Origin of the sequence: Streptomyces kunmingensis (assembly GCF_039533535.1) — a bacterium.
GTDB classification, from domain to species: Bacteria; Actinomycetota; Actinomycetes; order Streptomycetales; family Streptomycetaceae; genus Streptomyces; species Streptomyces kunmingensis.
In genome coordinates this window covers 29,345-49,948 of the sequence record NZ_BAAATS010000048.1, presented here as the reverse complement: position 1 = coordinate 49,948, position 20,604 = coordinate 29,345, and the positions used below count along the sequence as shown (strand labels likewise).

The 20,604-nt window shown below is 71.3% G+C and carries 18 protein-coding genes; 8 read left to right on the top strand and 10 right to left on the bottom strand.

The annotated features are described in order from the left end of the window. The first annotated feature begins 82 nt into the window (after positions 1–82). On the top strand, positions 83–1,282 hold the full coding sequence (locus ABD366_RS39695; RefSeq protein WP_411293834.1) for a pyridoxal phosphate-dependent aminotransferase: 1,200 nt from the start codon (positions 83–85) through the stop codon (positions 1,280–1,282). A 6-nt stretch (positions 1,283–1,288) separates the two neighbouring features. On the opposite strand, the gene ABD366_RS39690 is transcribed toward ABD366_RS39695, so the two are convergent. The 10 genes from ABD366_RS39690 to ABD366_RS39645 all read right to left on the bottom strand — a co-directional run bounded on the left by ABD366_RS39690 (position 1,289) and on the right by ABD366_RS39645 (position 10,963). Next, positions 1,289–1,747 (bottom strand): RrF2 family transcriptional regulator, encoded by a 459-nt coding sequence (locus ABD366_RS39690; RefSeq protein ID WP_324773177.1) that lies wholly within the window; start codon positions 1,745–1,747, stop codon positions 1,289–1,291. Further along, positions 1,744–2,664: a sulfite exporter TauE/SafE family protein gene (locus ABD366_RS39685; RefSeq protein WP_324773175.1), complete on the bottom strand. Its 921-nt coding sequence runs from the start codon at positions 2,662–2,664 to the stop codon at positions 1,744–1,746. The genes ABD366_RS39690 and ABD366_RS39685 overlap by 4 nt, the downstream gene beginning before the upstream one ends. A 200-nt stretch (positions 2,665–2,864) precedes the next feature. After that, positions 2,865–4,373, bottom strand: coding sequence for an arabinosylfuranosidase ArfA (arfA, locus tag ABD366_RS39680; RefSeq protein WP_324773173.1), 1,509 nt, complete (start codon positions 4,371–4,373; stop codon positions 2,865–2,867). Between the two features lie 69 nt (positions 4,374–4,442). Next, positions 4,443–5,414 carry an arabinan endo-1,5-alpha-L-arabinosidase gene (locus tag ABD366_RS39675; RefSeq protein WP_324773171.1) on the bottom strand — a complete coding sequence of 324 codons (972 nt, stop codon included), beginning with the start codon at positions 5,412–5,414 and terminating at the stop codon, positions 4,443–4,445. Further along, a complete protein-coding gene (locus tag ABD366_RS39670; RefSeq protein ID WP_324773169.1) occupies positions 5,411–6,274 on the bottom strand; it encodes a carbohydrate ABC transporter permease in 864 nt (287 codons plus the stop codon). The genes ABD366_RS39675 and ABD366_RS39670 overlap by 4 nt, the downstream gene beginning before the upstream one ends. After that, positions 6,271–7,215, bottom strand: a complete 945-nt coding sequence (locus ABD366_RS39665; protein WP_324773167.1) for a carbohydrate ABC transporter permease — start codon at positions 7,213–7,215, stop codon at positions 6,271–6,273. The genes ABD366_RS39670 and ABD366_RS39665 overlap by 4 nt, the downstream gene beginning before the upstream one ends. Further along, positions 7,212–8,561, bottom strand: coding sequence for an extracellular solute-binding protein (locus ABD366_RS39660; RefSeq protein WP_324773166.1), 1,350 nt, complete (start codon positions 8,559–8,561; stop codon positions 7,212–7,214). The genes ABD366_RS39665 and ABD366_RS39660 overlap by 4 nt, the downstream gene beginning before the upstream one ends. 437 nt (positions 8,562–8,998) lie before the next feature. Beyond that, a complete protein-coding gene (locus tag ABD366_RS39655) occupies positions 8,999–9,859 on the bottom strand; it encodes an SMP-30/gluconolactonase/LRE family protein (RefSeq protein ID WP_324773165.1) in 861 nt (286 codons plus the stop codon). After that, positions 9,856–10,629: an IclR family transcriptional regulator gene (locus tag ABD366_RS39650; RefSeq protein ID WP_324773163.1), complete on the bottom strand. Its 774-nt coding sequence runs from the start codon at positions 10,627–10,629 to the stop codon at positions 9,856–9,858. Before ABD366_RS39650 ends, ABD366_RS39655 begins: the two co-directional genes overlap by 4 nt. 121 nt (positions 10,630–10,750) lie before the next feature. Continuing rightward, positions 10,751–10,963 carry a hypothetical protein gene (locus tag ABD366_RS39645; protein ID WP_324773197.1) on the bottom strand — a complete coding sequence of 71 codons (213 nt, stop codon included), beginning with the start codon at positions 10,961–10,963 and terminating at the stop codon, positions 10,751–10,753. A gap of 132 nt (positions 10,964–11,095) precedes the next feature. On the opposite strand from ABD366_RS39645, the gene pgfA reads away from it, so the two are divergent. The 7 genes from pgfA (at position 11,096) to ABD366_RS39610 (ending at position 20,583) form a co-directional block, all read left to right on the top strand. Continuing rightward, a complete protein-coding gene (gene pgfA, locus ABD366_RS39640) occupies positions 11,096–12,100 on the top strand; it encodes a cell envelope lipid trafficking protein PgfA (RefSeq protein ID WP_324773161.1) in 1,005 nt (334 codons plus the stop codon). 129 nt (positions 12,101–12,229) lie between these two features. Continuing rightward, entirely contained in the window at positions 12,230–13,423 is a 1,194-nt protein-coding gene (locus ABD366_RS39635; protein ID WP_324773159.1) for a glycosyltransferase family 4 protein, read from the top strand. After that, positions 13,420–14,157, top strand: coding sequence for a class I SAM-dependent methyltransferase (locus tag ABD366_RS39630; protein ID WP_324773157.1), 738 nt, complete (start codon positions 13,420–13,422; stop codon positions 14,155–14,157). The genes ABD366_RS39635 and ABD366_RS39630 overlap by 4 nt, the downstream gene beginning before the upstream one ends. Further along, positions 14,154–18,317, top strand: coding sequence for an alpha-(1->3)-arabinofuranosyltransferase domain-containing protein (locus tag ABD366_RS39625; RefSeq protein WP_344443432.1), 4,164 nt, complete (start codon positions 14,154–14,156; stop codon positions 18,315–18,317). The genes ABD366_RS39630 and ABD366_RS39625 overlap by 4 nt, the downstream gene beginning before the upstream one ends. Further along, positions 18,314–19,579, top strand: a complete 1,266-nt coding sequence (locus ABD366_RS39620) for a condensation protein (protein ID WP_324773155.1) — start codon at positions 18,314–18,316, stop codon at positions 19,577–19,579. The genes ABD366_RS39625 and ABD366_RS39620 overlap by 4 nt, the downstream gene beginning before the upstream one ends. Then, positions 19,576–20,295 (top strand): class I SAM-dependent methyltransferase, encoded by a 720-nt coding sequence (locus ABD366_RS39615; RefSeq protein WP_324773153.1) that lies wholly within the window; start codon positions 19,576–19,578, stop codon positions 20,293–20,295. Before ABD366_RS39620 ends, ABD366_RS39615 begins: the two co-directional genes overlap by 4 nt. A 60-nt stretch (positions 20,296–20,355) precedes the next feature. Beyond that, on the top strand, positions 20,356–20,583 hold the full coding sequence (locus ABD366_RS39610; RefSeq protein ID WP_324773151.1) for a Trm112 family protein: 228 nt from the start codon (positions 20,356–20,358) through the stop codon (positions 20,581–20,583). The last annotated feature ends 21 nt before the right edge of the window (positions 20,584–20,604 follow it).

Here is a 20,604-nt window from a genome sequence, read left to right as displayed (position 1 = left end):
ACCTCGTGAGCACCAGCGTTTGAACGCTGTCCCGCCCGTATCCGTAATCAAGTCCGACACGGATACGGGCGGAGGCATTTTCATGAGCGGAAGCGTCGTCTCACTCTTCCGGAGCGCCACGGCCCACAGCCCCTCGTACGGCCAGCTGACGCGGGCCGGCGCGGGCGGTGGCGCCGAGGGCCCGGTGACCGACTTCTGCATCCCCTGCAACCCGTACTTCCCCACGCCCGCGATGCTGGACGCGCTGCGCGGGCGGCTGCACGAGATCCTGACGTACTACCCGAGCGACGCGGCGACGATCACGGCCGAGCTCTGCCATGTCCTCGGGCTCAACCCCGCGACCGTCGCGATGGGCAACGGTTCCACCGAACTCATCACCTGGATCGACCACTTGCTGGTCCGCGAGTCCCTGGCCGTGCCGGTGCCGACGTTCGGGCGGTGGACGGACCAGCCGATGGAGACGGGCAAACGGGTCGACATGTTCCCGCTGCCGGAGCGCGACGGATTCGCCCTCGACCCGGCGGCGTACGCGGAGTTCATCCACGCGCGCGGCTCGCGCACGGCCGTCGTCTGCAACCCGAACAACCCCGACGGCGGGCTGCTGTCCCGCCGCGCGCTGCTCACCCTCGTCGACGAGCTGCGCCACCTGGACCTCATCGTCATCGACGAGTCGTTCCTGGACTTCGCCGACGCGGAGGGCGGCCAGGACCCGAGCCTCGTCCAGGAGGCCGTCCTCCGCCCGAACGTCATCGTCCTGCGCAGCCTCGGCAAGAACTTCGGCCTGCACGGCATCCGCTTCGGCTACCTCGTCGCCAACCCGGGCCTGGCCGGGCGCGTGCGGGCCGCGCTGCCGAAGTGGAACCTCAACTCCTTCGCGGAGACCGTGGTGTTCATGCTGCGCGAGCACCGTCAGGAGTACGCCGACAGCATCCGGCAGGTCTGCCGCGACCGCCAGGACATGCGCCGGCACCTCGGCCGGCTGCCCGGCCTGACCGTGTACCCGTCCCAGGGCAATTTCCTGTACGTGCGTCTGCCGGACGGGGTCGACGGGGTGGAGGTCCGCGATCAGCTGCTCGCGCGGCACGGGGTCCTTGTGCGCGAATGCGGCAACAAGATCGGCTCGTCCAGCGGCTTCCTGCGCCTCGTGGTACGGCCTCAGCCGGATGTCATGCGGCTGGTGTCGGGACTTGAGGCGCTGCTCGGGGCCGGGTCCCCCAGTGTTACGCAGCCCTACAGCTCGGGGACGGCGGCGGTGGACCGGCTGATGTGGGCGGGTTCGTGACCGGGATCAGGGGTTGCGCCAGGCCGCCGGGTCGTCGGCCAGTTCCCGTACCGGGTCCGGGAGCCGGTCGCGGGCGATGTCGTCGAGCGTGACGCCCTCCAGGATCTTGCGCACGTTGGCCCGCAGCGCCACCCACACCGGGAGCAGCGGCTGGGCCGGGCCCGAGTAGGTGAGCACGCTGGGCCGCTCGCCGCGCACCGACACGATGGGCCCCTCGACGGCCCGTACGACATCGGCGACCGTGATCGCGTCGGCGGCCCGTGCGAGCAGGTATCCGCCGTTGCCGCCGCGCCGGCTGACGACGATGCCGCCGCGCCGCAGGTCGCTGAGGATCCCTTCCAGGAACTTGTGCGGGATGTCCTGCGCGGCGGAGAGGGCCTCCGCCTTGACCGGTTCGCCGTTCTCGCGGACGGCGAGTTCCAGGCTGGCGCGCACCGCGTAGTCGGCTCGGGCTGAAATCCTCATGGGGTCATTGTCGGGGACCGCTCGGGGGCCGCGGTCGTGACGCCGGGGTTGTCGTCGGCCCGCCGGGTGCGCAGGGTGACGGTGGCACCGACGGCGGCGATGACGAGGCAGAACACGACCAGGGGGATCCCGCCGAGCCCCCACATCGCCAGACCCGAGCCCGTGAGCAGGACGATCAGCGCCCAGCGCAGGGCGGGGCCCGCGACCCGGGTGGACAGCACGGCCCCGCCCAGGACGCCGGGGATCGCGCCGATCAGCAGGGTGCCGGCGAGGCCGAGGGAGACGTCGCCGACCAGGAAGTGCCCGAGAGCGGCGGCACCGACCAGCGGGACGGCCTGCACCAGATCGGTGCCGACCAGGTGATTGGCCTTGAGCCGGGGGTGGGCGAGCATCAGCATCACGATGATCAGCGAGCCGGAACCGACCGAGGTCATCCCGACGACGACCCCGCCGACGAGGCCGATCAGCAGCGTGGCGATGGGCCGGACCCGCACGTCGGCGTCCTCGGCCGCGGCCGACCCCAGACCGCGACGCCGGTCGAGCCACATCCTGGCGACCATGCCCACCACGGCGAGCAGCAGAGCGCCCCCGATGACGTACTTGACCCGCGTCTGAAGCTCCTCCCCGTCCCCGAACGCCTGGAGCAGCAGGGCTCCCCCGAACGCGGCGGGCACGGCGGTGGGCAGCAGCCACCGGACGATGTCCCAGCGGATCGTCCCGGCCTTCTGGTGCACGGCGGCGCCGAACGGCTTCATGAACAGCGAGGTCGCCAGGTCACTGCCGATGGCGGCGGTGGGGTTGACCCCGAAGAACATGACCATGATCGGCGTCATCAGGGCGCCACCGCCCATCCCGGTCAGCCCGACCGCGAGCCCGACCAGGGCCCCGGCGACGACGATCGTCCACGAGAAATCCATGCGAGCCACTGTGCACACCTTCCCTATGGGAAAGGTATGAAATACCGCTGGATCTCAGATACCGGACTCGGCGAAGAAGATCTGCCGACGGAGGCAGGACTGTGCCGCTGTGCGACGGCGACATTGTCCGGGGCACGGTCTCCGGCTGTGAGTTGCACCGCCCCCGCCCGCGTCCAGGCAGGCGGGGGCGGCAGACGGGCTCATGCCAGCCGGATCACGTTCCAGGAGAGGGGTTCCAGGGACGAGCGCAGGGTGCCGTCCGTGACGGTCGTGCCCGCGGCGGCCGCGTGCGGTGCCACCCGCTCCGGATCGTCCAGCGTGTTGCGAGCGTCCGGGTCGGCGTCGGCGAGGACCGAGTGTTCGACGACCTCGCTCAACTCCAGTCCGTGCAAAGCGACTTCGAGCGGCAGCGCCTCCGTCTGGCTGCGGTTGACCGCGAAGACCGTGACCGTGCCGTCCTCCGCGCGGACGGCGGTCGCGTGCAGGAGGTCCGCGGTGCCGTGCCGCTTCGTGTCGTACGTCGGGCCGGAGACGCGGACGTCCAGGACTTCACCGCGGCCGTACTTCGCGGCCTGCGCGAACGGGAAGAACGTCGTCTGGCGCCAGGCCGGACCGCCGGGCTCGGTCATGATCGGGGCGATGACGTTGACCAGCTGAGCGAGGCAGGCGACGGTGACGCGGTCCGCGTGGCGCAGCAGGGCGATGAGGAGCGAGCCGAAGACGACCGCGTCGGTGACCGAGTAGACGTCCTCCAGGAGGCGCGGGGCCTCGGGCCAGTCGAGGGCCGAGACCTGGGCCTCGGTGCGGGACATGTACCAGACGTTCCACTCGTCGAAGGAGAGGTTGATCTTCTTCGGCGACTTCAGGCGGGCGCCCACGTGGTCGCAGGTCGCGACGACGTTCTCGATGAAGGACTCCATGTCCACCGCGGAGGCGAGGAAGGAGTCGCGGTCGCCGTCGTGCTCCTCGTAGTAGGCGTGCAGCGATATGTGGTCGACGAGGTCGTACGTCTCGGCCAGGACCTTCGCCTCCCACTCGGCGAACGTCTCCATGGACTGGCCCGAGCTGCCGCAGGCGACGAGTTCGATGTCCTTGTCGATCTGGCGCATGGCGCGGGCCGTCTCGGCGGCGATCCGCCCGTACTCCTCGGCCGTCTTGTGGCCGGTCTGCCAGGGACCGTCCATCTCGTTGCCCAGGCACCACAGCCTGATGCCGAAGGGGTCCTTGTCGCCGTGTTCCACCCGCAGGTCCGAAAGGGCCGTACCGGAGGGGTGGTTGGCGTACTCCTGGAGTTCGATGGCCTCGGCGACGCCGCGCGTGCCCAGGTTCACCGCCATCATCGGCTCGGCCTGCGGGCCGACCTTCTTCAGGAACGCGATGTACTCGGAGAGGCCGAAGCGGTTCGACTCGGTCGTGCGCCAGGCCAGGTCGAGGCGGCGCGGACGGTCCTCGACCGGACCGACCGAGTCCTCCCACTTGTAGCCGGAGACGAAGTTGCCGCCGGGGTAGCGGATCGCCGTGACGCCCAGTTCGCGGACCAGGTCGAGGACGTCGGTGCGCAGGCCCGACTCGTCCGCCGCCGGGTGGTCCGGCTCGTGGATGCCGGTGTAGACGCAGCGGCCCAGGTGCTCGACGAAGGAGCCGAAGAGGCGGGGGTTGACCTCGCCGACCGTGAACGCGGGGTCGAGGGTGAAGCGAGCGGTACGCAAAATATGCCTTTCGTCTTAAAGACAGGCTCTTACGGTGGTGAGTGGCTGGTCGCGCGGTTCCCCGCGCCTCTAGAGGACTCTGGGCCAGCCGTCCCGGCCCCAGCTCAGTTCGTTCAGGCCCAGCTTGGGCGTGCCCGCGTCCTCGGCGTCGTAGTAGTGGTACGCGAGCACGTCGCGGCCCTTGTCGCGGAAGACGGTCTCGCCGCCGGTGCCGATGAACCGGCCGTGGCCGGCCAGGAGCAGCGTGCCGCCGCCTTCGAGCAGCGGTGTGCCGTCCCTGTCGGTGTACGGGCCGGTGACCGACGTGGAGCGGCCGACGCGGATCTTGTATGTCGAGTTCACGCCGGAGCAGCAGGCGTCGTACGAGGCGAGGAGGTAGTAGTAGCGGCCGTGCTTGACGACCGCGGGGCCCTCGACCGCGTACGGGGCGTCGGGGCGGGTCGCCAGGTGGTGGACCGGGGCGTCCGTGCGGGCCTTGCCGGTGCGCGGGTCCAGTTCGACCATGCGGATGCCGGTCCAGTAGGAGCCGAAGGACATCCACAGCCTGCCGTCGGCGCGGACGAGGCCCGGGTCGATGGCGTTCCAGGTGTCCGTGGTGTCGGACGTGAAGACCTTGCCGTGGTCGGTCCAGGTGCCGGGCAGGCCGGACGGGGAGGTCGCGACGCCGATCGCCGAGTGGTTCGTGCCCCAGGACGAGACCGCGTAGTAGAGCCAGTACGTGCCGGCGCGGTAGGAGATGTCGGGGGCCCAGGGGTCGCCGGTGTCGTTGTACTCGTACCACCAGCTCGGCGGGGTGGCGAAGGCGTTGCCCGCGTCGTCCCACTGCTTGCGGTCCTTCGAGACGCGGGCGCCGATGACACCGCCGGTCGAGTAGGCGACGTAGCGGCCGTCCCGGAGCTTGATGACGGTCGGGTCGTGGATGATCTGCTGGCCGGTGATCGGCTGCGGGTCGGGGTAACTGGCCGCGGCCTGAGCTGTGTTGGGGAGGAGCGCGAGGAGGGCGGCGGCGGCGAGGGCCGCGAGCGGTCTGCGTACGGTCATTGGCCCGCCAATCCCGTGTGGGCGACGCCCGCCACGATCTGCCGCTGGAAGAAGACGAAGACGATGATCAGCGGCAGGCCCGCCATCAGGCCGCCGGCCATGAGCTGGGCCCACTGGATGCCGTAGGAGTTCATGACGGTCGCGATGCCGTTCGGCATGGTCATCAGGTCGGGGTTGTTGGTGACCATGTACGGCCACAGGAAGTTGTTCCACGACGCGATGAAGGTGAAGATGCCGACCGCCGCGAGGGAGGGGCGGGCGAGCGGGACGACGATGGTGAAGAAGATCCGCCAGCGGCCCGCACCGTCGATGAACGCGGCCTCCTCCAGTTCGCGCGGGATGCCCTGGAAGAACTTGTAGAGGATGTAGACCATGGCCGCGGGGGCGCACTGGGGCAGGATCATGCCCCAGTAGGTGTCCACCATGCCCATCTGCTGGACCGTGGTGAAGAGAGGGACACCGAGGACGGCGGGCGAGATCATCAGGCCCGCCATCACGACGCCCATCAGGACGTTCTTGCCGCGGAACTCGGTGCGGGCGAAGCCGTATCCGGCGAGCGCGGCGACGCACAGCACCACGGTCGTCACACAGACGGAGACGACGAGGGAGTTCACGAACCAGTTGGTGATGTTGCCGGTCTCGAAGAGCGCCTTCCACGCCTGGCCCGTCCAGTCCTCGGGCAGCCAGTGCGGCGGCACCTCGACCGCCTCGGTCTCCGACTTGAGCGAGGTGAACAGCGCCCAGGCCAGCGGCGCCAGGAACACCGCGGAGACGGCGGCCCCGAGCAGGGACAGGACGATCTGACTGGGTGTCCAGGTGCTGCGGGGCTTCAGCCGCAGTGGTGCTTGCGTGCCGCTCATCGCGCGCCCTCCTCACGGTTGCGCAGCAGCCACATCCGCCCGAGGGCGACGGCCGCGATGATCACGAAGAAGATGATGGAGATGGCGGAGGCGTAGCCCACGCGATAGCTGGTGAAGCCCTCTTCGAGGGTGTACTGCACGAAGGTGCGGGTCGATTCCTCCGGGCCCGGCGTGAAGTCCATGATCGTGACGGCCTGGTCGAAGACCTGGAGCGAGGCGAGGATCTGCAGGGCGATGACGAGGCCGGTGATGTTGCGCAGCATGGGCAGCGTGATGTGGACCATGCGGTGCCAGGCGTTCGCGCCGTCCAGCTTGGCGGCCTCGTAGAGGTGGGCGGGGATGCCCTGGAGGGCGGCGAGGTAGAGCAGGAAGCTGAAGCCGACCGTCCACCACAGGGTCGTGATGACGACGGCGAGCATGGCGTACGACTTGTCGGTCAGCCAGGGTGTCTCGATGCCGAAGACATGGTTGATCATGCCGGTGCCGGGGTTGAACAGCCACTGCCACAAGTTGCCCGCGACGGTGGACGGCAGCAGGAACGGCATGAAGAAGCAGAGCCGCCACAGCCATTTCCCGCGCTCGATGTGGTGGGCCAGCATCGCGAGGAGGAAGGCGAGGACGGTGATGCAGGGCACGACCAGGAGCGTGAAGTACGCGCTGTGGCCGAGCGCGTCCCACATCAGCGGGTCCTGGAGGGCCTCGCGGTAGTTGTCGAGGCCGACGAAGCCGGGGCTGTCACCGGAGATGTTGGCGTCGGTGAAGCTGAGGTAGACGCCGCGCAGCAGCGGCCAGATCACGAAGAGGGCGAACAGGAGGAGGAACGGGGCCACGAACCAGCCGCCGTGCTGGAAGCCCTCCTTCCGGCGGGCGGCGGCGCCGGGCGCGGCGGCGCTTCGCGCGCGCGGCGGAGCGATGACGGTCTCGGCGCTGGTCGTCGTCATGCGACGGCACCTCCCTGCGCGGCGGTCTTGCCGTCCATGGGGTTCTTCATGGCGAGGAGCTGGCTGAGCGCGCTCTTCATACGGCGGGCGGCGGCCTCCGGCTTCGCGGAGCCCATGGTCGAGGAGACGACGATCGGGCCGACGCGCTGGGCGAGGACGCCGGTGGAGCCCGCGAACCACACCTTCGGCTCGGTGGCCTGGTGGTCCATGGCCGACACGTACTCGTTCTGCGGGGCGAGCTTCTTGTACGCATCCGTGGAGAGGGTCGGCGTGTAGGCGGGGATGTGGCCGCCGGCCGCCCACTGCTGGGCGTGCTTGACGACGTAGGCGGCGAGCTGGTGCGCGGCCTCGTTGGCGGCGCCGCCGCGGTCCGACTGGTGCGGCAGCACGAACGAGTGCGACTCCGCGTGCGTGGCCTGCTTGCCGAAGACGGGCGGCAGCGGGGTCGCGCCGTACTCCAGCTTCGCGCCGGAGAAGACCGGCACCGACCAGTTGCCCTCCCAGGTGAACGGCGCGCCGTTGATGAACTGTTCGCCGTCGGCGGCGCCCTCGATGGAGTACCCGTCGGTGACGTGCTGCCGCAGGAACTCCAGGACCTGGGTCGCCTTGCCGGTGTCGAAGGTGACCTCGGTGTTGGCGGCGTCGAAGTAGGTGCCGCCGAGCTGGGTGTAGAACGCGACGAAGAACCACCACATGAAATTCTGGTCGTTGGCGTGCAGGCCGAGCGTCTGCAAGCCCTTCTTCGTGGCCTTCTTCGCCTTCTTCAGCAGGTCGAACCATTCACCGGTCGATGTGACGGGCACGATCCGGCCGTCGTCGCCGAGCAGGTCGGCCTTCTTCAGCACGTCCTTGCGGTAGAAGCTGAGCTGTACGTGGATGTCGAGGGGCAGGGCGTAGAGCTTGCCGTCGATGACGGCGCGTTTCCACAGCTCCGGGTTGAAGTCCGCTTCCCTGACGCCGTACTTGGTGAGCAGGCCGACGTCCCAGGGGTCGAGCAGACGGCCCGGGGAGAAGCCGGTGACCCGGCCCAGGTGCATGACGCCGAGGTCCGGGGCGCGGTTGCCGGCCGCCGCCATGGCGAGCTTGGTGTAGAAGGGGCTGCCCCACTGGAGGGTGGAGTCCTTCACGTCGATGCCCGGGTTCGCCTTCCGGAAGGCGTCCAGCATCGCGATCATGTTGTAGCCGTCGCCGCCGCTGAAAAGGTTCCAGTAGCGCACGCGGGTGTCGGCTCCGGAGGCGAGCGCGTCGGCCCCGGTCCCGAGCGCCGCGAAGCCGAAGCTTCCGGCGACGGTCAACCCGCCTGCTGTGGCGAGAAGTTGCCTGCGACTCAGGCCAGGTCGTCCCATGCCCTGCCCTTACGTTTGAAGTGGCTGTGCGAGATGGCTGTTCGAGATTTCGGCTCTTGCTCGTAACTTCGAACGGGACCGTAGGTTCGAAGCGCTTCGACGTCAATGGGTCGCGCCGAAATATCGGCTTGGCCCATGGAAAAAGCCGCCCTCGCGGCTGCCATGTTGATGAGCGGTCGCGAGTGCGGCTTGTCCGTGGTTGCGCGCGCAGTTCCCCGCGCCCCTGGAGCATGCGGCTTCGCCGCAGCCCCAGGGCGGCGCGCTTCACGCGCCCTCTGAGATGGCGCACGCGGTGCGCATCTCAGGGGCGCGGGGAACTGCGCGACCAGCCCCCACCGAACCCGCAGACGAATGTCTTTACAGGGGCGCGGGGAACTGCGCGAGCAACCCCCACCGGGTCCACAGACGACAGCAGACCGCCCGGCAGGGCTGTGCGCTCAGCCGGCGAAGGCAGGCTGGGCGATGCCGCGCCCCACACCGGGCAGGACCAGCAGGGAACCCGCCAGCGGATGCGGGGAGTTCAGGCCCACGCGGGCCGTCGAGACGTACAGGTCGGTCAGGTCCGGGCCCCCGAACGCGCACGCCGTAGGGCGTTGGACGGGGAGCGGGACAGTGCGGTCGAGCGCGCCGGACGGGGTGTAGCGGCGCAGGGCCGCGCCGTCCCAGAGGGCCACCCAGACGCAGCCCCCGGCGTCGACGGTCAGCCCGTCGGGGAACCCGGCACCCTCCTCGATGGTCGCCAACTCCCGTCGCCCCGCCACCCGTTCGCCGTCCACGTCGAAGACATCGATGCGCCGCGTCGCGGTGTCGACGTAGTACATGAGTGTGCCGTCGGGGCTCCAGCCGGTGCCGTTGGAGACGGTGACGTCGTCGAGGACGGTCGTCACCGAGCCGTCCGGGGCGAGGCGGATCAGGTTGCCGCCGCCGGGCGTCTCGTCGTACGTCATCGAGCCCGCCCACAGCGCGCCGTCGGGGGCGACGGCCGCGTCGTTCCCGCGCCGGCCGGGTACCGGTTCGCGGTGCAGCCAGCTGAAAGCACCCTCGGGCGAGTAACTGCCCACACCGTCACGGAGGTTGACGACGAGGCCGCCGTCGGCCCGCGGCTTCGCGGCGCCCACGTGCTGCTCGGTGGCCAGCACTGTGCGACGGCCGCCGTCCGGCTCGTACGTGTGCACGCGGGAGCCGAGGATGTCCACCCAGATCAGCCGGCCCGTGGCCGCGTCCCAGGTCGGCCCCTCGCCGAGCTCCGCCGCCTCCCGTACCGCGACCTCCGCCCTGAGGACCTTGGAGGCGCTCATGCCGTCCCCCGGTGGCCGAGCCGCTCCGACAGATCGGCCGCGCCCTTCGCGGCGAGCTGTGCCAGCTCGTCCTCGCGGGCGTCGGTCCAGCGGATCATCGGTACGGAGATGGAGAGCGCGGCGACGACCCGGTTGGTGCGGTCGCGTACGGGGGCGGCGACGCACGACACGTCCGTGTTCGACTCCCGGCTCTCGACGGCGATGCCGCGCCGCCTGATGTCGGCCAGGTGCGCGTGGAGCGCGGCCGGGTCCGTGATGCTGTTCTCCGTCATGCCGGTCAGCTCGGCGTCGGCCGGGACACGCGCGGCCAGTTCGTTCTCGGGCAGGGAGGCGAGGAGCATCTTGCCGACCGAGGTGCAGTGCGCGGGCAGCTTGCGGCCCGCGGCGGAGACCATGCGCACGGCGTGCGTGGAGTCGACCTTGGCGATGTAGATGACGTCCGCGCCCTCCAGGATCGCCACGTGGACCGTCTCGTCGCAGGTCTCGGCGACGGTACGGGCGACCTGCTGGCCCTCGGCGGCGAGGTCGAGCTGCTCCGCGTACCGGCTGCCGAGCTGGTAGGGGCGCACCCCGAGGCGGTAGCGGCCGGGCTGGGACGGGACCTGCACGATGTACGAGCGGGCGGCGAGCGTGGTCACCAGCTCGTGGACCGTGGTGCGTGGCAGCTGTAGCTTGCGGACGATGTCGGGGGCGGACAGCGTGCCGTCCCCGTCCAGGAAGAGCTCCAGTATGTCCAGAGCCCGGGTCACTGCGGGTACGAGGCGTCCCACGACCGGCCCCCTTCTATGTTCGATATTTCAACAGACGGTCGGTATGACGAACATAGGCTACGCACAGGGGGGTTGACCGGGCAATGGGGTCGGGAAAAGCGCAGGCCAGGGCGGTCGGATGTCAGGGCCCCGGCTCGCGGCGCATCTCGTCGGGGATGTCCTGGGGGATGTCCTCGGCGGGCCGGGGCGCCCCGCCCGGCGTCTCGTACGTCACCAGCGGTGTGTTCGGCTGGTCCGGTGTCGCGTTGATCAGCGCGAGCACACCGAAGGACGCAGCGAAGGCGAGCGCCGCCCCGGCGGCCGCGGACAGCGCGGCGGCGAGCAGTCGGTTCATCGCAGGGTCAGCCTCTCGTCCGTGCCGTATGCGGAGTGCCGAGGTCGCCGCCCACCTTACGTGTCCCGCCAAGTCCCCATTTTTGAGAGCAGATTGACACCCCGTCAAGTGAGCGTCTACGGTTCCCGGCCCATGAAGCCGTCGAGGATTCCCTTCGTCTGCGTAGGTCTCGGCACGTTCCTGCTCGTCCTCGCGGGCCTGCTCGCGTGGTACGTGGAGCCGCGCGCCGAACGCACCGGCATCGACGTCGACGCGACGACCGTGCTCACCGGGACCGGCAGCTACTTCGACACGGCCGAGGGCGGAACGGTCCGCGACCAGCGCCTGACGATCACCCGGCGGGCCCGCGGCGACGTGGCCGAGAGCGAGCGGAGCGGCCGGGCGGTGTGGGACGTGACGACGTCCGTCGACTCGGACGCCACGCTGCCCGCCGCCGATCCGCACAACGCGCTGCAGTGGACCGAGGAGCGCTGGGTCACCGACCGCGCGACCAACGCCCCGGTGCACTGCTGCGGCGAGCGGCCGGCGTTCGAGGGCGAGGCCTACCTGAAGTTCCCCTTCGGCGTACAGAAGCGCACCTACACCTGGTGGGACAGCACGCTGGGCGCGACGATCCCGCTCCGCTTCAGCGGTACGACGAAGGTCCAGGGGTACGGGGGCTACTGGTTCACCGGCGCCGTCGCGCCCGCCAGGACCGGCTCGCGCCTGGTGCCGGGCCGCATCGTGGGACAGCCGAAGAGGGGCTGGGTCCTGGCCGAGGAGTGGTACGCCAACCACCGCGTCGAGCTGGTCGCCGACCAGCGCACGGGCCGGATCGTGTACGCGGCGACCGGGCCCCGCAAGACGCTGCGCGCGCCGGGGACGACGAAGGACGCGGCGGTGCTCCTGGACAGCGAGAGGATCGCGTTCACCCCGGCCACACAGCGCGCACAGGTGGCACTGGCCCGGGACGACAACGACCGCCTCACGCTGATCGGCACGACGCTGCCCCTCGGGGCGGGTGCACTGGGTGCGCTCCTGGTGGCGGTGGGCGCCTTCCTGGTGTTCTGGGGCAGGGGTGGCCGGCGGAAGCCGGACGGGCCGGGGTGCCCTGATCCCGCTTCGTCCCCGACGGCCGCGAAAACGTCCGCAATGTGACGGTACGTCAGCTGCGCGGGCGGCAAAACTTATCACTCAGGTGAGTAGCCGCGTCGAACAGCGGGGCGAAAACTGTCCCACCCCACCTTGCGCACCGACCCGACCACCTCGAGACGAGTTGGAGCACCCATGCCCCAGCACGTGCCATCGTCGCTGCGCAACGCGGATGCGCACACCGCGGATCCGCGCGGCGCGGGGCCTCACGCGGCCGGTCCCGTACGGCCGCGCCGCATCGTCTTCCTCGCCCACCGCGACCTCGGCAACCCGGCCGCGGGCGGCTCCGAGATGCTCGTCGACCGGCTGGCCGCGGGGCTGACGGAGCTGGGCCATCAGGTGACGCTGCTGTGCGGCGGGCCGGCCGGGCACGGAGCCCTGCGGGACTACCGGGTCGTGTCGGCGGGCGGCCGGACCACCCACTACCTGCGCGCCCGCTCGGCGTTCGCCCGCCGGATAGGCGCCTGCGACCTGCTGGTGGAGGTCTGCAACGGCATGCCGTACCTGGCCCCCCTCTGGCACCGCGGCCCCACGCTCTGCCTGGTCAACCACGTCCACACGGACCTGTGGCGGATGCGCCTGCGCGGACCATGGGCGCCCGCGGCCCACGCCGGGCGAAGACTCGAGCAGTGGGCGCTGTCCGGCGCCCAGCGGGGCGGTCTGCTCGTCGCCGTCTCACCGTCGACGGCGAGCGCGCTGCACGCCATCGGCGTGGACCCGGGCCGTATCCGCCTCGTCACGACCGGCGTCGAGGAGCCGGGACCGCGCGCCGACCGGTCGCCCGAGCCCCTGTTCCTGGCCGTGGGCCGCCTGGTCGAGTACAAGCGGATCGATCTGCTCCTTCGCCTGTGGGAGCGGGTGCGGCCGGTGACGGGCGGCCGCCTGCTGATCGTGGGCGACGGCCCGGAAGGCCCGCGCCTACGCCAACTCGCGGGCCGCGCCGTCGAGTTCACCGGCCATGTCTCCGAGGCCGAGAAGCACCGCCTGCTGTGCGAGGCATGGCTGCTGCTGCACCCCTCGGCCGTCGAGGGGTGGGGCCTGGTCGTCATGGAGGCGGCGGTACGCGGCACGCCCGCGCTCGGCTTCGACGTGCCCGGTGTCCGCGACTCGATCGAGGACGGCGTCACGGGTCTGCTCGCCCACGGAGCGTCGTCGTTCGCGGCGGCCTGGTGCACGCTCGCCCTGTCCACGCGCCGCCGCGAACTGATGGGCAAGGCGGCCGAGGAACGCGCCGCCGGCTACCGGTGGGCGCACACGGTACGCCGGTTCCGGGCGGTCGCCGCGGAAGCCGCCAGAGGGCCGGGGCCCCTCGGAAGCCGGGCGCCATGACCGCGGCCGGGTTCAGGGACCCGTCGCCGACCAGGTCCCTCACACTCCTGCGGGCCTTCCTGCGCGAGCGGCGCGACCCCGAGAGCTGCTACGCGCTGCTCGCCCGGGACGCCGCCGACCAGGTCGAGGCGTACGGGAAGGTCGCGGGCAAGGTCGTCGTCGATGTCGGCGGCGGCAGCGGTCACTTCACCCGTGAGTTCCGCGCGCGCGGCGCCCACGGCTACCTCTTCGAGCCGGACGCCCGGGAGCTGGGACCCGCTCCCCCGGCCTCCGCCGTGCTGGCCGACGGCTATCTGCTGCCGCTCGCCGACGCGTCGGCGGACGTCACGTTCTCCTCGAACGTCCTGGAGCACGTCGCCGACCGCGACACGTTCCTCGGCGAACTCGTCCGGGTCACCCGGCCCGGCGGCCTGATCTACGTCTCGTTCACCAACTGGTTCTCCCCGTGGGGCGGCCACGAGTGGGCGCCCTGGCACTACCTGGGCGCCGGCCGGGCGCAGGCCCGCTACCGGCGGCGGACGGGCCGGGCGCCCAAGCACACGCTCGGCGAGAACCTCTTCGCCCACCACGTCGGGCCGACGCTGCGCCATGTGCGGGCCCGTGACGACGTGGCGCTCGTCTCGGCGCGCTCCCGCTACTGGCCCTTCCTCACCGAGGCCGTCGCGCGGGTGCCCGGGGTGCGCGAGTTCGCCACCTGGAACCTCCTCCTCATCCTCAGGCGGTGTCCCCCGTGACGACCATGGTCCAGGCCCCACCCGCCGCGCCGACGAGCCCGGACCCCGAGCCGGGCCCGTGTTCGCGCCGCTGGCTGCTGTCCTTCTGGGCCGTGCTGTTCGTCGCGTTCTGCGCGGTGCGTCCGGGCCGGATGACGTTCGAGACGAAGCTCGGCGTCGCGCTCGACCCGTGGCGGTTCATCGAGGACCTCGGACAGCTGTGGCACGACCGCGCCGGGTTCGGCGGGCTCGCGGACCAGTACATCGGCTACGCGTTCCCGATGCTGCCCTACTACGGCCTCGCCGACCTCGTGCGGCTGCCGGTGTGGCTGGCCGAACGGCTGTGGCTGTCCCTCGTCGTGACGGCCGCGTTCTGGGGCGCCCTGCGGCTCATGGAGCGGCTCCGCATCGGCTCCCCGAGCGGCCGGCTGCTCGGCGCGGTGGCCTACGCGCTGTGGCCCACGTACACCATCGTCATCGGCTCGACCTCGGCGGCGGTGCTGCCCGGCGCGCTCCTGCCCTGGGTCCTGCTCCCGCTGACCAACTCCCGCAAGTCACCGCGTATTTCAGCGGTCCACTCGGCGCTGCTCGTCCCTTTCATGGGTGGCGTGAACGCGGCGGCGACCCTCGCCTCGCTCCTCCCGGTGGGCCTCTACCTCCTCTCCCGGCCGCCGTCGCCCCGCAAGCGGCGGCAGATCTCCTGGTGGTTCCCCTCGGTGGTCCTGGCGACGCTGTGGTGGACGATCCCGTTGCTGCTGCTCGGCGTGTACGGCGAGAACTTCCTGCCCTACGTGGAGAACGCGCGGACCACGACCGACACGATGGCGGCGACGGAGACCCTGCGCGGCGCCGGCAACTGGGTCGCCTATCTGCATCTGGGCGAGGCCTGGCTGCCCGCCGGGTGGACCGTGGCGACCTCCGTCGTCGTGATCGTCTGCTCGGCCCTGGCCGCCGCGTTCGGCCTCGCGGGGCTCGCCCGCCGCGATCTGCCGGAGCGCCGCTGGCTGCTGCTGACCGTGATGGCGGCGGCCCTCTTCACCCTCGCCGGGTACGGGGGTGCGCTCGGCGCCCCCTTCCACGACACGGTCCAGTCCTGGCTGGACGGCCCCCTGGCCCCGTTCCGCAACATCTACAAGTTCCAGACGGGCCTCGCCCTCGCACTGGTCCTGGGCCTCGCGCACCTCGTGGGCGTCGCCCCCGAGCCCCGCGGCACCCGCCCCCTGCGCGGACGCAGGTATGCGCCCCTCCTGGTGGCGGTTCTGATCCTGCCGGGCCTCGCCTGGCCCTACCTGAACGGTTCGATCCTCCAGCCGGGCCCCTTCAAGAAGCTGCCCGCGTACTGGCAGTCGACGGCTGACTGGCTGCGCACGTACTCCCCCGACTCGCGCGCCCTCGTCGTGCCCGCCACCGCGCACGGCATCTACACCTGGGGCTCCCCCATCGACCAGCCGCTCGACGTCCTCGCGGACTCCCGCTGGGCGCAGCGCGACTTCGTCCCGTTCGGCACGGCGGGCAACCGCCGCACCCTGGACGCGATCGAGCAGGCTCTCATGTCAGGCATTCAAGTGCCGGGCTTGCAGGACTACTTGAGCCGCAGCGGCCTCTACTACGTGGTCGTCCGCAACGACCTGGACCCGGACCAGTTCGGCTACGTTCCCACGGCCACCGTCACACGCACGCTGACCGAGTCCGGCTTCCACCGCGTCACCGCCTTCGGCCCGCCCGTCACCGGCGGCCGGATCGCCGAGAACACCCCGGTCCAGGTCGAGGGCCTCTTCCCGCGCCCGCAGGCGGTCGAGATCTACGCGCCCGACACCGGCACCCGCCGCCCCGGCCAGGCGGAACTGCTCCCGGCCCGCGCGACGGCGGAGGTCAGCGGCGGCCCCGAGGCCCTCCTCCCGCTCTCCTCCGAGCCGTCGTTCCGCGACCGCCCCACGGTCCTCACCGGCGACCACCACCCCGGAGTAGGAACGCCCGCTCTGGGCACGGCAGTTGACGGACTGCGCCGCGCGGACACCCGGTTCGGCCTGGTCAACACCAACACGTCGTATGTGTACACCCCGACGGAACGCAACAGCCCCGAGGCCGAGCAGAACTCGGGCGAGGAACCGAAACAGATCCTCCCGACGCGGGGCCCCGCCCATCAGACGACGGCCCGCATCGAAGGAGCCCGCGCGGTCTCCGCCTCGTCCAGCGGCAACTGGCTGCTGTACCTCCCCCAGTTCGACCCGGTGAACGCCTTCGACGGTGACCCGGACACGGCGTGGGCCGAGGGCGCCTCGGACTCGGCGAACGGCGAATGGATCCGTATCGACTTCGCCCGCCCCACACCGATCCCCGCCACGGTCCAGCTGACTCCGCTCCCGCAGGAACAGGTACGGGCGGCGCCCACCCGCATCCGTATCGAGACGGACAAGGGCAGCACGACGGCCGACCTCCTACCGAACGGCACCTCGCAACGTGTCAAAGCCCCCGAGGGAGTGGCGAGTTGGCTTCGCGTGACGCTCCTGGACACCCAGGCCACCCGCCCCTGGCTCACCGGCGCGGGCTTCTCCGACATCACCATCCCCGGTGTCCGGGCGAGCCGAGTGCTCCAACTCCCCGCGGATTCAGTCCACTCGGACCAGTTCACCTTCCGCCGCGCGACAGGCGACGGCTCCCTCACCCTCACCGACTTCGAACCCGCCCTGAACCGCGCCTTCACGACGACCGGCACCTCCCGCTACACCTTCGAGGCGACGGCGCTCCCCACCCCCACGGCCGCCCTCGACTCACTGCTCTACTCGGTCGCCCCCGACCAGCGCCGCAAGATCACGGTCACCGCCGACTCCACGGCCCGCCTCGGCAGCAACATCTCGGCGCGCAACCTCACCGACGGTGATCTGACCACGGCCTGGATCGCGGGCCCCGACCCCACGATCCACCTGCGCTGGCCGGGCAAGCGACGCGTCTCCACGCTCGTGCTCCCCGCGGCCGGCGGACTGTCCACCCGCCCGGAGAAGATCGAGATCAGCTCTCCGAACGGCGCCGCGATCACGAACGTCGACGAGAACGGCGTGGCCCGCTTCGACCCGATCACCACCGACCGCCTGGACGTCACCGTCACCGCCACCGCCCCGCTCACGCTCCACAACCCGGTCGCGGACGAGGACCTCCGGCTCCCGGTGGGCCTGACCGAGGCCTACCTCCCCGCACTCGACAAGTACCGGGTGCGCCGGCCCGCACCCGAACGAAAGTTCAGCCTCCCCTGCGGCAAGGGCCCGACGGTCACCATCGACGGCACCCGCCACCGCACCTCGGCCAGGGGCACCCTCGCGGACCTGACCCAACGCCGCCCGGTCGCCCTGACCCTCTGCGACCCCCTCACGCTCGCCGCGGGCCCGCACACCCTCAGCACGGACAGCGGCGGAGCACTGGCCCCCACGCGGATCACCCTCACCCGCGCCGGAACCGACACGGACGCGGTCCCCACCACCCGCGACCTCACGGTCCTGGACTGGCTCGGCGACCGCCGCACGGTCCAGGTGGGCACGGGCGAGGCCACGTATCTGACGACGTACGAGAACGCCAATGCCGGCTGGCAGGCCACCCTCAACGGCGAGAAACTCACCTCCCTGCGCCTGGACGGCTGGCAACAGGCGTGGCTGATCCCGGCGGGTACGTTCGGCACGGTCGAACTCTCCTACCGGCCCGCCACCACCTACGACGTGGGCCTGCTCGTGAGCGGCGCGGCCCTCCTGACACTCATCGCCCTGGCCCTGTGGCGCCGCACCCCACCCGACCCCGCGAACGCCCCCGCACCGCCCCCACCCCCCGGCTGGATCCTCGGCACGGCCGCCCTCACCCTCATCGGCATCGCGATAGCGGGCTACTGGGCAGCCCTGATCCCGGCCCTGGCCCTCATAGCCTGGAAACGCCCCGCCCTCCTGGTCCCGCTCTCATTCCTCACGATGACAGCGGCGGGAGCGGTAGCCGCGACGGCGGCGGGCGCCCCGCCACTCGACGGAAGGGGGGCGTTCAGCGGGCCGGCGCAGGTGCTGGCGCTGACGGGGTTGTTCGCGGCACTGGTGACAACCCACATCCAAGCCCCTCCGGCAATTGAGGAGCGGGGTCCGGGGCAGAGCCCCGAGTCCTCCACGCCAACCCCCCACCCCACTCCGGACGAGCGGCCCCACCCATGACAACCCCCTTCCCGACAGTCGACGAAATCTCCCGCCATTGCCTCCACCCCAACGAACCCGAAACCGTCCACATAGAGGTCCACCTAACCGGCCACCTGGACCCGCCCAGACTGACCGAATCCTTCACCCGGGCCCTGACCCACCACCCCCGCATACTCATCCGCGAGGCCCCCCGCCACTGGTACACGTGCCGCTACACATGGGAGCTGACGAACACCCCCGACAAAGCCCCCGTGTCGTTCCCCGCCCCAACCCCGAACGCGCTGGAAGAGGCCCGCACCCGCGCCCTGACCCAGCCCCCGCCCTTGACCACCGCCCCACCACTCCGCCTGGAATCCGTCCCCCACCCCGAGACCGGCAACACCGTCCTCTTCCTCACCATCAACCACACGGCACTCGACGCCCCGTCCGGCCTGCGCGTACTCGCAACGACAGCGCACCTCTACGGCGACCGGGACAACTCCCCACCACCCGCACCACCCCCGCCCCCACGCCGACCGGCCCCGTCCGATCTGCCCGCCCCCTGGGCCCGCCCGGCAAGGATCGCCCCGGGCACCCCCGGTCAGGATCGCCCCGGCAACGGCCTCCTCCTCTGCGACCTCCCGGTACCGCGCCGCCCCAAGAGCGCCCCGTACACGGTGAACGACCAGCTCATGGTGGCCACGGCCCGCACGATCGCGGCCTGGAACAAGGAACAAGGCGACCACCGCTCCCGCCACCCCCACCACCCTCTGCGCATCACGATGCCGGTGGACGACCGCCCCCGGGACGCGACGATGCCCATGGGCAACGGCACCCGCCTGGTAGAAGTCCCCTTCACCGCATCGGAGTTGAAGCAGCCCACCCCCACCCTCCTCCACCTCACAGCCACCCGCACCACAGCCCTCAAGTCCACCCCGCTACCTCAACTGGGCTACAACACAACCCTGTTGACGACGCCCTACGCCCCCGTGGCCTGGCGCGCCGCCGCCACCCGCACCCTGCGCAGGGCAGCCGCCCCGTGGACGTCGACGACGCTGCTCAGCAACGTCGGCCGCGTCCCGTACCCGCTGGACTTCGGCGACGGCGGCCGGGCGCAAGCCGTCTGGTTCTCGGCGCCGGCCCGCATGCCGCGAGGCCTCAGCGTCACGACGGCGTCCACGGCGGGCCGTCTGCACCTGGCGCTGCGCTGGTCGCGCACGCTCCTCGGCGACGGCGACGGGGCGCACCTGCGTGACCTGTTCGCACACCACCTCCAGACGACACAGGAGGAGGCACCATGACATCCACCCGGCCCGCCCTACGCGACTTCTACGAGAACCCATCCGCCCCGGTGGCCTCCGGCACCCCCCGTACCCTGCGCCAGACCCGGATCCTGGCGGCCGCGCTCACCGGCACCCGCCGGGCCACCGTCCTCGACGTGGGCTGCGGCGACGGCAGCGCGGCGGCCATCACGGCCCGCCGGCTGCCCGGCCACCACCTGATCGGCGTCGACTGGTCCCAGAACGCACTGCGCCGCGCCGCGATCCGCGTGCCCGAAGTCGTACGAGGTGAACTCACGGACCACGGGCTCCCGTTCAGGGACTCCGCGGCCGACGCGGTGCTGCTGTCCGAGGTGATCGAGCACCTCGTGGACCCCGACACCGCGCTCGACGAACTCCGCAGGGTGCTGCGCCCGGGAGGCCATCTGATGCTGTCCACCCCGAACCTGGCCGCCTGGTACAACCGCGCTCTGCTCCTGGCCGGTGTGCAGCCCGTCTTCTCCGAGGTGAGCCTGCGCGCGATCCACGGCCGCCCCGGCACCGAGGTGGTGGGCCATCTGCGCCTCTACACGCGGCGGGCGCTGTGCGCGTTCGTCGCCGCCGCCGGTTTCGAGATCGTACGGGTGACGGGGGCGCCGTTCCACGGAGTGCCGCGCCCGCTGCGGCCGCTGGACCGCGTCGCCTGCGCGGCTCCGTCGCTCGCGTCGATCCTTCTCCTGCACGCCCGAAAGACGTGACGCCCCGCCCCCGCGTTCCTCACCCCCGGCCCGCCACCTCTCCCGGAAGTTGCTCCCTTCATGAGCCCTGACGACCCGCTGCTGCGCATCCTCGCCTGCCCGCTCGACAAGGGGCCGCTGCTGCTCCTCCCCGACGGGGCCGCGCTCTACAACCCGCGTCTGCACCGCCGCTACCCGATCGTCGACGGCATCCCGCAACTGCTGCCGTCGTCCGGCGAACAGCTCCCCGAGGACGAGCACGAACGACTCCTCGAACAACTGGACCAGCCCCGGCGCCCCGCCCCCTGACCGCTCGCCGCCGCCCCCCGG

Coding starts and splice junctions, on each gene's coding strand:
- ABD366_RS39685 (WP_324773175.1), bottom strand. CDS start 2,664: ATGGATTTCTCGTGGACGATCGTCGTCGCCGGGGCCCTGGTCGGGCTC.
- ABD366_RS39630 (WP_324773157.1), top strand. CDS start 13,420: ATGACCGCGGCCGGGTTCAGGGACCCGTCGCCGACCAGGTCCCTCACA.
- ABD366_RS39635 (WP_324773159.1), top strand. CDS start 12,230: ATGCCCCAGCACGTGCCATCGTCGCTGCGCAACGCGGATGCGCACACC.
- ABD366_RS39670 (WP_324773169.1), bottom strand. CDS start 6,274: ATGAGCGGCACGCAAGCACCACTGCGGCTGAAGCCCCGCAGCACCTGG.
- ABD366_RS39610 (WP_324773151.1), top strand. CDS start 20,356: ATGAGCCCTGACGACCCGCTGCTGCGCATCCTCGCCTGCCCGCTCGAC.
- ABD366_RS39695 (WP_411293834.1), top strand. CDS start 83: ATGAGCGGAAGCGTCGTCTCACTCTTCCGGAGCGCCACGGCCCACAGC.
- ABD366_RS39620 (WP_324773155.1), top strand. CDS start 18,314: ATGACAACCCCCTTCCCGACAGTCGACGAAATCTCCCGCCATTGCCTC.
- ABD366_RS39675 (WP_324773171.1), bottom strand. CDS start 5,414: ATGACCGTACGCAGACCGCTCGCGGCCCTCGCCGCCGCCGCCCTCCTC.
- pgfA (WP_324773161.1), top strand. CDS start 11,096: ATGAAGCCGTCGAGGATTCCCTTCGTCTGCGTAGGTCTCGGCACGTTC.
- ABD366_RS39655 (WP_324773165.1), bottom strand. CDS start 9,859: ATGAGCGCCTCCAAGGTCCTCAGGGCGGAGGTCGCGGTACGGGAGGCG.
- ABD366_RS39645 (WP_324773197.1), bottom strand. CDS start 10,963: ATGAACCGACTGCTCGCCGCCGCGCTGTCCGCGGCCGCCGGGGCGGCG.
- ABD366_RS39665 (WP_324773167.1), bottom strand. CDS start 7,215: ATGACGACGACCAGCGCCGAGACCGTCATCGCTCCGCCGCGCGCGCGA.
- ABD366_RS39615 (WP_324773153.1), top strand. CDS start 19,576: ATGACATCCACCCGGCCCGCCCTACGCGACTTCTACGAGAACCCATCC.
- ABD366_RS39660 (WP_324773166.1), bottom strand. CDS start 8,561: ATGGGACGACCTGGCCTGAGTCGCAGGCAACTTCTCGCCACAGCAGGC.
- ABD366_RS39690 (WP_324773177.1), bottom strand. CDS start 1,747: ATGAGGATTTCAGCCCGAGCCGACTACGCGGTGCGCGCCAGCCTGGAA.